Genomic DNA, 13,362 nt, shown 5'->3' on the forward strand with positions numbered 1-13,362 from the left:
TGATTTAACGTTTTGCTGGAAGCCTCAACCTACGCGGTAGTTCGGCGCTTCCTTGGTGATCTGCACGTCGTGAACGTGGGACTCGGCCATGCCGGCACCGGTGATCCGCACGAACTCGGGCTTGGTGCGCATTTCTTCGATGTTGGCGCTGCCGGTGTAACCCATCGAGGAACGCAGACCGCCCATCAACTGGTGAATGATCGCGCTCAGGGTGCCTTTGTACGGCACACGGCCTTCGATGCCTTCCGGAACCAGTTTCTCGGCGCCTGCCGAGGAGTCCTGGAAGTAACGGTCGGACGAGCCCTGGGCCTGGGACATGGCGCCCAGCGAACCCATGCCGCGATAAGCCTTGTACGAACGACCTTGGAACAGTTCGATCTCGCCCGGGGCCTCTTCGGTACCGGCGAACATCGAGCCCATCATCACGCAGGACGCACCGGCCACGATGGCCTTGGACAGGTCACCGGAGAAACGGATACCACCGTCGGCGATCAACGGCACGCCGGTGCCTTCAAGGGCGGCGGCGACGTTGGCGATGGCACTGATTTGCGGTACACCGACACCAGCGACGATACGGGTGGTGCAGATCGAGCCAGGGCCGATACCGACCTTGACTGCGTCGGCGCCCGCTTCGGCCAGGGCCTTGGCGGCAGCGCCGGTGGCGATGTTGCCGCCGATCACCTGCACTTCAGGGAAGTTCTCCTTGACCCAGCGTACGCGGTCGATCACGCCTTTGGAGTGACCGTGCGCGGTATCGACCACCACCACGTCCACGCCGGCGTTGACCAGTGCAGTCACGCGATCACCAGTATCTTTACCGGTGCCGACCGCAGCGCCGACGCGCAGACGACCTTGGTCGTCCTTGCTGGCCAGCGGGTAGGCTTTGGCTTTTTCGATGTCGTTGACGGTCATCATGCCTTTGAGGGCGAATTTGTCGTCGACGATCAGCACGCGCTCGATGCGGTGCTTGTGCAGCAGTTCACGGACGTCGTTCTTGTCGGCGCCTTCCTTGACCGTGACCAGACGCTCTTTAGGCGTCATCACTTCGCGGACAGTGGCTTCCAGACGGTTTTCGAAACGTACGTCGCGGGAGGTGACGATGCCGACCAGGTCGCCATCGTGCAGGACCGGAACGCCGGAAATGTTGTGCAGACGGGTCAGTTCGAACAGATCACGCACCGTGGCATCGGCCTCGATGGTGATGGGATCCTTGACCACACCGGCTTCGAACTTCTTGACCTTGCGCACTTCGGCAGCTTGCTGCTCGATGGTCATGTTCTTGTGGATAATGCCGATGCCACCTTCCTGAGCCATGGCGATTGCCAGACGGGCTTCAGTAACGGTGTCCATGGCGGCAGAAACCAGAGGAATATTCAGTTCGATGCCACGGGTAAGACGGGTCTTGAGACTGACTTCGTTGGGAAGCACCTCGGAATAACCGGGCACTAGGAGAATGTCGTCGAATGTCAGAGCTTCTTGGCTGATACGCAGCATCGCGGGGGCTCCCGAGCGGGAAAATGGAAGCGCGCCATTATAGTCAGACACCCCCTGCTGTTCAATGTAAAACTCAGCCTAATTGATAGATGGAAAAGCCCGCTTTTTGTAGGAGCTGCCGAAGGCTGCGATCTTTTGATCCTGTCTTTGAAAAGCAAAGTCAAAGGATCGCAGCCTTCGGCAGCTCCTACAGGGGTCAGAGCTCGACCTTTACCCAACTTACAGGTTGATCGAGCCAATCGGCGAACTCGTCGATAAAGCTCTGCTTGAACCCCGCCTCCAGCCAATTGTTGAAAATGAAGCCGAGGTTGGAAAACGCGCATTCCTGCAAAAACAGGAAGCCGTTGATGTCGTCCTCGTGCCCGCATTCCGGGCAGGTGAAATTGTCGGTGCGCCCTGGAAACCAGTCTTCAAGACTTTCGAACAGCGCCTCACCCACTTCGCGGCGGCACTCGGCGCAACCGGCCTCTTCGAGAAAGCCCTTGGCCGGGGTGTAGATACAGCGCTTGGTGACGATCTCCAGGCCATTGATCGGCTCGCCGAACGGCAGCGCTTCGGGGTACAGCACCACGGCGCGCGCACCATCAGCGATGGCGTGCGCCATACGGTTGCCGGTGCGGCCGCAGGTGGTCAGCTGCTCTTCGATGATGTTCTTGCGCACCAGCCAGCGCACGATCGCCCGCGCCCGGGGCTCGTGCACCGGCAGGGTGGAGATTTTCGGGACGATGATGCTTTGCGAGTTCATGGTGGAGCCTGCTGCCAATATTGAAGATTTCCAATGTGGGAGCGAGCCTGCTCGCGAAAGCGCAGTGTCAGGCTGCATTTTTGTTGCTGACCCACCGCATTCGCGAGCAGGCTCGCTCCCACAAGGAACTGCGGCCGGCAGCTTAATCCCTGACGAAATCCGGTCAAGTGCTGAAATAGCGCACGATCAACGCGATGCCGCTGGCCAGCACCAGCCAAGTCACCAGCCGCACAAACGCCTCGCGCGACAATCTCATGGTAAGCCGCCGGCCGATCCACAAGCCCAGCGCCATGGCCGGCAACAGACACAGCGCCAGCATCAACAAGGGTAGCTCGGCATACACACCGGCGATGACAAACAGACTCAAGCGCACCACGGTGCTGCAACTGATCAACGCACTTTGCGTAGCCCGCGCCGCGTCCTTGGGCAGGCGGCTGTTCAGATAGATCGCGTAAAGAAAGCCGCCGCTGCCAAACAACGCGCCGAACAAGCCGCCCACCGTGCCCATCGGCACCGCCCACGCCGCCGACAACTGTGCCGGCCGCGCTTTCACCCACAGGCTGTAAACCGCATAGGCGCTGATAAACAGCCCCATCAACAGCAGCAACAGATCGGATTTCAGATTCAGCAGGAAGATCACCCCCACCGTGCAGCCGATCGCCATGCACGGCAGCAGCCTGAGCAACTCCGGCCTGGCCACGTCCCGCCGCGAGGGCAGCAGATTGCCGAACGCGGCGACGAAATCCAGCAACACCAGTAGCGGCACGATTTTCGACAGTGGCATGAACAGGATCAGAATCGGCCCCGCGACCAGCGCCGTGCCGAAACCGGCGATGCCGAATACGATGTAGGCCAAGGCGATGGCCAGCCCGATGACCGCCCAACCGCCCGCGCTCCACGACCACGCCCCCAACAGTTCCATCACGCTCATCAATTCATTTCCTTATTAAGTCGCCAATACTCCGCTGTAGGAGCTGCCGAAGGCTGCGATCTTTTGATCTTGATCCTGAAAAAACAAGATCAAAAGCTCGCAGCCTCGTTGCACTCGACAGCTCGTACAGGGTTCGTGCAATGAGCAGAAGAATGCCTTTAAACTGCGCCCCATGATTAAAGATCCCTTTGCAAGACTCGGCCTGGACCGTGAAGTCCTGACCGTCAGCCAGCTCAACGGCCGCGCGCGGGTGTTGCTCGAAGATGTGTTCAGCAACATCTGGGTCGAAGGCGAGATCTCCAACCTCGCGCGTCCGGCGTCCGGCCACGTCTACTTCACCCTCAAGGACAGCGGCGCCCAAGTGCGTTGCGCGTTGTTCCGGCAGAACGCCGCGCGCGTGCGCCAAGCGTTGAAGGACGGTCTGGCGGTCAAGGTGCGTGGCAAGGTTTCGCTGTTCGAAGGCCGTGGCGACTATCAGCTGATCCTCGACACCGTGGAACCGGCCGGTGACGGCGCGCTGCGTCTGGCCTTCGATGCACTGAAGGAAAAGCTCAGCGCCGAAGGCCTGTTCAGTGCCGAACGCAAAGTGCCGCTGCCCGCGCATCCGCAGCGCATCGGCATAATCAGCTCGCCGACCGGCGCGGTGATTCGCGACATCATCAGCGTGTTCCGCCGCCGAGCGCCGCAGGTGCAACTGACCCTGATTCCGACCGCCGTGCAGGGCCGCGAGGCTACCGCGCAAATCGTCCGCGCGCTGAAAATGGCCGATGCCCGAGGCTTCGATGCGCTGATCCTCGCCCGTGGCGGAGGCTCGCTGGAAGACCTCTGGTGCTTCAACGAAGAAGCCGTGGCGCGCGCGGTCGATGCCTGTGTCACGCCGATCGTCAGCGCCGTCGGCCATGAAACCGATGTTTCGATCAGCGATTTTGTCGCCGACGTCCGCGCCCCCACGCCCTCGGCCGCCGCTGAACTGCTCGCCCCGGATTCCAGCCATCTGCTCCGTCAGGTCGAGAGCCTGCACCGGCGTCTGGTGATGCGCATGCGTGACCGCTTGATGCGCGATCGCCTGCGTCTCGAAGGCATGGCCCGACGGTTGCGCCATCCCGGCGAACGTCTGCGCCAGCAGGCGCAACGTCTGGATGATCTGGACATGCGCATGCGCCGCGCTTTCGAGCGCAGCCTCAATACCCGCCGCGAACGCCTGATCCGTCTGGAAACCCGCCTCGCCGGGCAACACCCGGGACGCCAACTGGCCATGCTTCGCCAGCGCCTCGACAGTCTTGCCGAACGCCTGCCCCGGGCCATGCGCGATGCTTTGAAACAACGCCGGCAGCAATTGCACAGTCAGATGCAGACGCTGCACGTGGTCAGTCCATTGGCGACCCTCGGTCGCGGTTACAGCATCCTGCTCGACGAGCGTGGCCATGCGATCCGCAACGCCGCGCAGACCCACACCGGCCAGCGCCTGAAAGCCAAACTCGGCGAAGGCGAACTGCAAGTGCGCGTCGAGGACAATCACCTGACGCCCGTCACCCTCTCTTTACTGGACTGATCCATGCCGCGTTTTCTCGCTCCGCTGCTGTTGCTCTGCCTGACCTTCAATGCCCACGCCGACAGTTACATCACCCGACTGCTGAACAAACCGGTGCCGGGCGGCGTCGCCGTGGTGGATCTGGGCACCGCCGCGCAGGCGCCGAAAGCCACTTATCAAGGCAAACCGGTATTGGTGGTCAAAGAGCAGAACAACTGGTTGGCGATCGTTGGCGTGCCGCTGACGGTCAAGCCCGGCACGCAGCAGATCAGCAGTGGCGGGCGCAATCTGCCCTTCACCGTGGGCAGCAAGAAATACCCGGAACAGCACATCACCCTGAAGAACAAACAGCAGGTCAATCCGAACGCCGACAACCTCAAGCGCATCGAGGGTGAACTGGCGGAACAGATCGCGGCTTACCGCAGTTTCAGCCCGAACACGCCGAGCAATCTGCTGCTGGACAAACCGGTCAACGGGCCGCTGTCGAGCAAGTTTGGTGTGCGCCGTTTCTTCAATGGCGAAGAACGTAATCCTCATGCCGGTCTCGATTTCGCAGTGCCCGCGGGCACGCCGATCAAGACCCCGGCGGCGGGCAAGGTGATTCTGATCGGCAATTACTTCTTCAACGGCAACACGGTGTTTGTTGACCATGGCCAGGGCTTTATCAGCATGTTCTGCCACATGTCGAAGATCGATGTGAAAAACGGCCAGCAACTGGCGCGCGGCGCGGTGGTCGGCAAAGTCGGCGCAACCGGCCGGGCAACCGGGCCGCATATGCACTGGAACGTCAGCCTGAATGACGCGCGGGTGGATCCGGCGATTTTCATTGGTGCCTTCCAACCTTGAGTATGTGTTGAGGCGACCGGCCTCTTCGCGAGCAGGCTCGCTCCCACACTGGATCTTATTCACAACAAAGATCCCCTGTGGGAGCGGGCCTGCTCGCGAAGGCGGCCTGTAAAACACCGCCATACTCGATGAATCTCCAAAAACTCAATTGCGCCCCAATCAAGCCTTACGCAAACATCAACAACTTCCACCGCCTTAAGCGCAATAAATTCCCGCAAAATCCCGCTTTCCGGGTATTCCTCTCAATTTTTTCCGACTGCTTGCCATCCTTTCCCCTCGCGGTTAGGGTTGAAGCCATGAAAACCTCTCACACCCTCATTCAGCTTCGCCAGCACCGCAGCCTGTGCCTCGTCAGCGCACGACTGCCAGGCTGAATCGCTGCGCCTCGTCCCACGCTTTTCCAAGAACATTCGTTCAACCGGCAGGCCGCCTCTTTTCGGCCCAGACAACAAGGAATTTCCCGATGAGCATGCTCAAAGACCCGTCTTCGAAATACCGCGCGTTTCCCGTCATCAACCTGCCGGATCGCACCTGGCCGTCGAAGACCATCGATGCAGCGCCGATCTGGTGCAGCTCCGACCTGCGTGACGGCAACCAGTCGCTGATCGAGCCAATGGACGCGGCGAAGAAGCTGCGCTTCTGGAAAACCCTGGTGCAAGTCGGTGTGAAGGAAATCGAAGCGTCGTTCCCCGCCGCGTCGCAAACCGACTTCGACTTCGTGCGTACCCTGATCGAAGAAGGCCACATCCCCGACGACACTACCATTCAGGTGCTGACCCAGGGCCGTGAAGACCTGATCGAGCGCACTTTCGAATCCCTGCGCGGGGCGAAGAAAGCCATCGTTCACCTGTACAACGCCACCTCGCCTTCTTTCCGTCGCATCGTCTTCAACCAGGACAAGGACGGCATCAAGGCCATCGCCGTCAACGCTGCCAAGCTGTTCGTCAAATACGCAGCCATGCAGCCAGAGACAGAGTGGACCTTCGAATACTCGCCGGAAACCTTCAGCGCCACCGAGCTGGAATTCGCCAAGGAAGTCTGCGACGCAGTGATCGAGGTGTGGAACCCGACGCCTGAGCACAAGATGATCCTCAACCTGCCGGCCACGGTTGAATGCGCGACGCCGAACGTTTACGCCGACCAGATCGAGTGGTTCGGCCGCAACATCAATCGTCGTGACAGCGTGATCATCAGCCTGCACACCCACAACGACCGTGGCACTGGCGTGGCCGCTACCGAGCTGGGCCTGATGGCCGGCGCCGACCGCGTCGAAGGCTGCCTGTTCGGCAACGGCGAACGCACCGGTAACGTCGACCTCGTCACCGTCGCGCTGAACATGTACACCCAGGGCGTCGACCCTGAGCTGGACTTCTCCGACATCGACGGCGTGCGCAAAGTCGTCGAAGAATGCAACCAGATCCAGGTGCATCCGCGTCACCCATACGTTGGCGATCTGGTGCATACCGCGTTCTCCGGCTCGCACCAGGATGCGATCCGCAAAGGCTTCGCCCAGCAGAAACCGGACACCCTGTGGGAAGTGCCATACCTGCCGATCGACCCGGCCGACATCGGTCGCAGCTACGAGGCAGTGATCCGCGTCAACAGCCAGTCGGGCAAGGGCGGCATCGCTTATTTGCTGGAGCAGGAATACGGCATCAGCCTGCCACGTCGCATGCAGATCGAGTTCAGCCAGGTCGTACAGCGTGAGACCGATCGCCTGGGCCTGGAGATGACCGCCAAGCAGATTCACTCGCTGTTGATCAGCGAATACCTGCAGGCCAACACCCCGTACGCGCTGGTCAGCCATCGTCTGCAGGAAGAGAACGGCAACAGCGCCGTCGAAGTCGAAGTGGCGAGCAAAGGTCAGGGCGAAACCAACCTGCACTGGCGCGGCAAGGGCAACGGCGCACTGGAAGCACTGGTCGCCGGCCTGCCGATTCCGGTGGAAATCATGGACTACAACGAACACGCGATCGGCGCGGGCACCAATGCCAAGGCTGCGGCCTACATCGAACTGCGGGTGAACGGTGAACGTGCGGTGCACGGCGTGGGTATCGATGAAAACATCACCACCGCCAGCTTCAAGGCATTGTTCAGCGCACTGAACCGCTCGCTGAGCCAGCCAGAGGCAAAAGCAGCGTAATCGACCGCTGAAATGCGAAAGGCCCCGGAGTGCGAACTCCGGGGCCTTTTTTTGCCTACAGGTTTCTGGCTGACTTTTATGGCCCCTTCGCGAGCAGGCTCGCTCCCACATTTGGAATACATTTCCCTGTGGGAGCGAGCCTGCTCGCGAAGGCGTCCTGACAGGCGCTGGGAGTATCAGGTGAACTCAAAGGTGTCGGCATCCAGGTTCGCCGGAAAGCGCTCGCGATACGCCGCCAACGGCGCAGCTTCCAGCACCACCTTGAACACACCATCCGCCTCCCCCGCCGCCAGCAACGTCTCGCCCTGGAAATCCAGGACCTGACTGTCGCCGGTATACGCGAAGCCCTTGCCATCGCTGCCCACGCGATTCACCGCCGCCACATAGCAGAGGTTTTCAATCGCTCGCGCCGGCAGCAGGCGGTTCCAGTGCAGACGCCGTGCGCCCGGCCAGTTGGCGGTGTACAGCAGCAGATCGGTGTCCTGCGCGTCGCGGCTCCACACCGGGAAACGCAGGTCGTAGCAGATCAGCGGACGAATCCGCCACCCCTTGAGCTCGAACTGCACCTGCCGCTCGCCCGGCGTGTAATGGTTGTGCTCGCCGGCCATGCGGAACAGGTGACGCTTGTCGTAATGCAGCGCTTCGCCGTCCGGCCGCGCCCACAGCAAGCGGTTGCGATGGCTGCCGTCAGCCGCCTGAATGATCACGCTGCCAGTGATGACCGCATTGAACTTCGCCGCCTGCGCCCGCAGCCATTTGCTGGTCGGGCCGTTTTCGGCTTCGGCGAGGGTTTCCGATTCCATCGAGAATCCGGTGGTGAACATCTCCGGCAGGATGATCAGATCGGCGCCACGGGCCTGTTCCAGCAACAGCTCGAAATGCTCAAGGTTGGCCTGCCGGTCGTGCCAGGCCAGGCTGGTCTGGATCAGCGCCAGAGTCAGGTCTGGCAATGCACTCAGATCACGCATAGTTTCGCCGCCGCTTCACGCAGCGTCTCCTCGCGTTTGGCAAAGCACAGGCGTATCAGGCGCTGGCCTTGCGGTGGATTCTGGTAGAACACCGACACCGGAATGCTCGCGACACCGTGCTCGCGAGTCATCCACATGGCCATCTCAACGTCGTTCAGATCCGGACGGATCTGCGAATAATCGACCAATTGGAAATAGGTGCCGGTGACTCGGGTAAAACTGAAGCGCGACGGCGCGAGCAGATCGCAGAACAGATCGCGCTTGGCCTGATAGAAACCCGGCAGCTCTTCAACGTGCTCCGGGTGCTCGGCCATGTAATCGGCCAGCGCGTATTGCAGCGGCGTGACGCCACAGAAACTGACGTACTGATGCACCTTGCGCAATTCGGCTGTCAGCGCTGGCGGGGCGACGACGTAGCCGGTTTTCCAGCCGGTGACGTGGTACGTCTTGCCGAACGAACTGACCACGAACGCGCGCTGATACAGCTCTTCATGGGCCAGCACGCTGACATGCGGCACGCCGTCGAAGACCAGGTGTTCGTAGACTTCGTCGCTGATCAGATAGATGTCGCGATCACGGATCAACGCCGCCAGTTGATCGAGCTCGGCGCGGCTGATCAATGCGCCGCTCGGGTTGTGCGGGGTGTTGATGACGATCATTTTCGTCCGCGGGCTCAGGGCCGCGGCGAGCTGATCGAAGTCGATGGAGAAATCGACCGGATTCAGCTGCACATGCACGCAACGACCACCCGCCAGCTCCGTCGCCGGTGCGTAGCTGTCGTAGCACGGATCGAACACGATGACTTCATCGCCGCTGTGGATAACGGCCTGAATCGCGCAGAAGATCGCCTGGGTCGCGCCGGGCGTTACGGTCACTTCATGATCGGCATCGACAGTCACGCCGTAGCTGCGGGCGATCTTGGCCGCGATCTGCTGACGCAACGCCGGCAAACCGGTCATCGGCGAATACTGGTTATGGCCACTGGCGATATGCCGCCCGACCGCATCACGCAACGACTGCGGGCCGTCGAAATCCGGGAAACCCTGGGACAGGTTAATCGCGCCGGTCTGCGCCGCGAGCTGAGACATCTGCGTGAAAATAGTGATGCCGACATTCGGCAGCTTGCTGGTGATCATCGGAGGCCCCTTGCAGGTGAAACGCAAGTTTCAAGCCTCAAGCTGCTAGCTGCAAGCAAAAACCCGCGCCCACAAAAAAGGGCTTCATACGAAGCCCTCTCTGCTTTTACTTGAAGCTCGCAGCTTGCAACTTGAAGCTGCTGTTTTATTTCTTGTCGCGGCGCTTCTTGCTGGCTTTCTTGTTGTGCGACATCAAGCGACGCTTCTTGTTGACCTGGCGGTCGGTCAGCGTGTTCTTGTTGCCTTCGTACGGGTTCTCGCCGCCCTTGAACTCGATGCGGATCGGCGTACCGACCAGCTTCAGTACACGACGGTAAGTGTTTTCCAGATAGCGCACATAAGACTTCGGCACTTTCTCGATCTGGTTACCGTGGATCACGATGATCGGCGGGTTCGCACCACCCAAGTGGGCGTAGCGCAGCTTGATCCGGCGGTTGTTGACCATCGGTGGCGCGTGCTCGCCTACCGCATCTTCGAGAATCTGGGTCAGACGGTTGGTCGGCCAGCGGGTCACAGCGGACTTGAACGAGTTCTGCACCGAAGCGTAGAGGTTGCCCACGCCCGTGCCGTGCAGTGCCGAGATGAAGTGAATGTCGGCGTAGTCGACGAAGAACAGTCGGCGTTGCAGCTCGACTTTGACGAAGTCGCGCTCGCTCGGCGTCATGCCGTCCCACTTGTTGATCGCGATGACCAGCGCACGACCGGATTCGATCGCGAAGCCCAGCAGGTTCAGGTCGTGATCGACCACACCCTCGCGGGCGTCCATGACGAAGATCACCACGTTGGCGTCTTTGATCGCCTGCAGGGTTTTGACCACGGAAAACTTTTCGACTTCTTCGTGGATCTTGCCGCGCTTGCGCACACCGGCGGTGTCGATCAGCGTGTACTTCTCTTCATTGCGCTCGAACGGAATGTAGATGCTGTCGCGGGTGGTGCCAGGCTGGTCATACACGATGACGCGGTCTTCACCGAGCATGCGGTTGACCAGGGTCGATTTGCCGACGTTCGGACGACCGATGATGGCGATCTTGATCCCGTCTTTTTCGCTCGGGCCAGGAATGCGCTTGGCTTCCTCGCCTTCGGCAACGACTTCTTCCTCTTCGCCTTCAGCCGGCTCGTCATCATCGCGCGGGAACTCGCTCAGGGCGGCTTCCAGCAATTGCGTGATGCCACGGCCGTGGGCGCCCGCGATCGGGATCGCGTGGCCCATGCCCAGCGGGGCGAATTCGGCGCGGGCCATTTCCGGGTCGATATTGTCGACCTTGTTGGCAACCACGTGGGAACGCTTGTTACGTTTGCGCAAATGCTCGGCGATCATCTGGTCGGCAGCGGTAAAACCGGCCTTGGCATCTACCAGAAACAGCACCACATCGGCTTCTTCGATGGCCAGCAGCGACTGCTCGGCCATTTTTTCGTCCATACCATGTTCGTCACCGGAGATACCGCCGGTGTCGATCAGAATGTAGGAACGCCCTTGCCACTTGGCCTCACCGTACTGGCGATCACGGGTCAGACCGGACAGGTCGCCGACGATGGCGTCACGAGTCCTGGTCAGGCGGTTGAACAAGGTGGACTTGCCGACGTTCGGTCGGCCCACCAGGGCGATTACGGGAACCATGCGGCTCTCCACTTCGTTATTTCAGAAAATACAAAAGCCGCTGCGAGGCAGCGGCTGGTGCTCGGGGCAACACCCGGGGGCGCTGCAAACCCTGCTGATGCAGGGCCGCTTGGGGATGAACCCCAAGCATAGTTGTTACTTGATGGTCAGGGCTTCCAGTTTGCCGCTGTTGCCATACACATAAATCGTGTCGCCCACCACCAGCGGACGGGCACGCAGGCCGTCGCTGTCGATGCGCTCACGGCCGACGAAACGACCGTCGACCTGACTCAGCAGATGCAGATAACCTTCCAGGTCACCCACAGCTACGTAGCTGGAGAACACTTCCGGTGCCGACAGTTGACGGCGAGCCAGCGAGTCGTTGCTCCAGAGTGCGGTGGTGGAACGCTCGTCGACGCCTTCAACGGTGCCCGAGGACAGGCTCACGTAGACGCTGCCGAAACCCTGAGCGATACCGGCGTAGCTCGACGCATCGCGCTGCCACAGTTGACGGCCGCTTTCCAGGTCCAGTGCCGCAACGCGCCCCTGATAACTGGCCACATACAGCGTGCCGCCGGACAGCAGCAGACCGCCGTCGATGTCGACCACGCGCTCCAGTTCCGAACGACCCTGTGGAATGGCAATGCGTTGTTCCCACACCGGCACGCCGTTGGAGATGTCCAGCGCGACTACTTTACCGGTCGACAGGCCAGCTACCGCCAGACGGTTGGTCACCAGCGGAGCACTGGTGCCACGCAGGGTCAGGACCGCCGGGGTGCTGTCATACACCCAGCGCTGGTTGCCGGTGGCAGCGTCCAGACCGATCAGACGATCGTCCTGGGTCTGCACAACGACCACGTCGCCATTGTTAGCGGGCGGCGCGAGGACTTCACTGTTGACGCGGGCACGCCACTTCTCTTCACCGTTGCTGGTGTCCAGAGCGACGACTTCGCCACGCAGGGTACCGATCAGTACCAGACCGTAACCCACGCCAACGGCGCCGGAGACAGGCAGTTCCAGATCCTGGTCCCACTTCACGTCGCCGTTGCTGCGATCCAGCGCCATCACCACACCGGTCACATCAGCGGCGTAGATGGTGTCACCGTCGATCGCCGGCACCAGCATGTTGTAGGTTTCGCCCTGACCGTCACCGATCGAGCGGCTCCACTGCTTCTGCAGAACCACTTCTTCTTTGAAGTCGGTCAGTTCGGCCGGTGGCAATTCTTTCTTGCTGTTGCTGCTGCAACCCGCGGCCAGAAGGGCCAGAGCCAGCAATGCTGCATGCTTCCAACGGATCACGTCACGCATCCCCTTTGGCCAGGTCGTCGAGCTTGATTTGAAGGCCACCGACCGCCGCTTCATCCGACAGTGCCGCCTTGGCTTTTTGATACGCCTTGTTCGCGTCATCGGTACGGCCCAAGCGCACCAGCAGGTCGCCCTTGAGTTCTTCGCGAGTGGCCAGGAACGCTTTGTCGGCATCGCCGTCGAGCAGTTTCAGGGCGTCTTCGGCCTTGTCCTGCGCGCCCAGTACCTGCGCCAGACGCTGACGGGCGATCTCGCCCAGCGCCGGGTTGGCCGGTTTGTCGACGATGGCTTTGAGTTCGGTTGCCGCGTCGTCCAGCTTGCCGCTGTCGACCGCTACTTTGGCGACGAACAGGCTGCCGTACTGCGCGTAGGCGGACCCGCCGTATTCGCTGTTGAGCTTGCCGGCCAGATCCGCAACGCGGGCGGCATCAGGCTTGCCGTCAGGCGTCAGCGTGGTTTCCAGCAATTGCTGATAGAGCACCGAGGCGCCTTGCGACTGGTTGCTCTGGTATTTGTGATATGCCTGCCAGCCGAACACGATGACCAGCGCCAACAGGCCGCCGGTGACCAGAGGTTTGCCGTTGCGTGTCCACCAGTCCTTCAAATCCGCCAACTGTTCGTCTTCGGTACTCGACACCCCAATACTCCTTAATCGCTAAATCGGCT

The 13,362-nt window shown here is 60.9% G+C and carries 11 protein-coding genes; 3 read left to right on the top strand and 8 right to left on the bottom strand.

Annotated elements, in window-relative coordinates; genetic code table 11:
- Positions 1 to 24: 24 nt before the first annotated feature.
- The 3 genes from guaB to PspCFBP13508_RS07390 form a co-directional block, all read right to left on the bottom strand.
- Entirely contained in the window at positions 25 to 1,494 is a 1,470-nt protein-coding gene (guaB, locus tag PspCFBP13508_RS07375) for an IMP dehydrogenase (protein ID WP_016773343.1), read from the bottom strand.
- A 196-nt stretch (positions 1,495 to 1,690) separates the two neighbouring features.
- Complete coding sequence (locus PspCFBP13508_RS07385) at positions 1,691 to 2,239, bottom strand: hypothetical protein (RefSeq protein ID WP_016773342.1); 549 nt, start codon at positions 2,237 to 2,239, stop codon at positions 1,691 to 1,693.
- Between the two features lie 163 nt (positions 2,240 to 2,402).
- Positions 2,403 to 3,170 carry a sulfite exporter TauE/SafE family protein gene (locus PspCFBP13508_RS07390; RefSeq protein WP_137214096.1) on the bottom strand — a complete coding sequence of 256 codons (768 nt, stop codon included), beginning with the start codon at positions 3,168 to 3,170 and terminating at the stop codon, positions 2,403 to 2,405.
- A gap of 172 nt (positions 3,171 to 3,342) precedes the next feature.
- Here PspCFBP13508_RS07390 and xseA point away from each other — a divergent pair, with 172 nt between their 5' ends.
- The 3 genes from xseA to leuA all read left to right on the top strand — a co-directional run bounded on the left by xseA (position 3,343) and on the right by leuA (position 7,690).
- A complete protein-coding gene (xseA, locus tag PspCFBP13508_RS07395) occupies positions 3,343 to 4,722 on the top strand; it encodes an exodeoxyribonuclease VII large subunit (protein WP_137214097.1) in 1,380 nt (459 codons plus the stop codon).
- Positions 4,723 to 4,725: 3 nt separating this feature from the next.
- A complete protein-coding gene (locus tag PspCFBP13508_RS07400; RefSeq protein WP_073473296.1) occupies positions 4,726 to 5,547 on the top strand; it encodes a peptidoglycan DD-metalloendopeptidase family protein in 822 nt (273 codons plus the stop codon).
- 463 nt (positions 5,548 to 6,010) lie between these two features.
- The gene (leuA, locus tag PspCFBP13508_RS07410; protein ID WP_016773339.1) at positions 6,011 to 7,690 is read left to right on the top strand and encodes a 2-isopropylmalate synthase; all 1,680 of its coding nucleotides are present in this window, start codon (positions 6,011 to 6,013) and stop codon (positions 7,688 to 7,690) included.
- A gap of 176 nt (positions 7,691 to 7,866) precedes the next feature.
- On the opposite strand, the gene PspCFBP13508_RS07415 is transcribed toward leuA, so the two are convergent.
- The 5 genes from PspCFBP13508_RS07415 to PspCFBP13508_RS07435 form a co-directional block, all read right to left on the bottom strand.
- On the bottom strand, positions 7,867 to 8,658 hold the full coding sequence (locus tag PspCFBP13508_RS07415) for an amidohydrolase (RefSeq protein WP_137214098.1): 792 nt from the start codon (positions 8,656 to 8,658) through the stop codon (positions 7,867 to 7,869).
- Positions 8,646 to 9,794: a pyridoxal phosphate-dependent aminotransferase gene (locus PspCFBP13508_RS07420; protein WP_137214099.1), complete on the bottom strand. Its 1,149-nt coding sequence runs from the start codon at positions 9,792 to 9,794 to the stop codon at positions 8,646 to 8,648. Before PspCFBP13508_RS07420 ends, PspCFBP13508_RS07415 begins: the two co-directional genes overlap by 13 nt.
- A 145-nt stretch (positions 9,795 to 9,939) precedes the next feature.
- Positions 9,940 to 11,412, bottom strand: coding sequence for a ribosome biogenesis GTPase Der (gene der / locus PspCFBP13508_RS07425; protein WP_024014210.1), 1,473 nt, complete (start codon positions 11,410 to 11,412; stop codon positions 9,940 to 9,942).
- Positions 11,413 to 11,547: 135 nt separating this feature from the next.
- Positions 11,548 to 12,699, bottom strand: a complete 1,152-nt coding sequence (bamB, locus tag PspCFBP13508_RS07430) for an outer membrane protein assembly factor BamB (RefSeq protein WP_016773335.1) — start codon at positions 12,697 to 12,699, stop codon at positions 11,548 to 11,550.
- On the bottom strand, positions 12,692 to 13,333 hold the full coding sequence (locus PspCFBP13508_RS07435) for a tetratricopeptide repeat protein (RefSeq protein ID WP_016773334.1): 642 nt from the start codon (positions 13,331 to 13,333) through the stop codon (positions 12,692 to 12,694). Before PspCFBP13508_RS07435 ends, bamB begins: the two co-directional genes overlap by 8 nt.
- Positions 13,334 to 13,362 lie beyond the last annotated feature (29 nt).

Source organism: Pseudomonas sp. CFBP13508, from assembly GCF_005233515.1.
GTDB classification, from domain to species: domain Bacteria; phylum Pseudomonadota; class Gammaproteobacteria; order Pseudomonadales; family Pseudomonadaceae; genus Aquipseudomonas; species Aquipseudomonas mercuritolerans.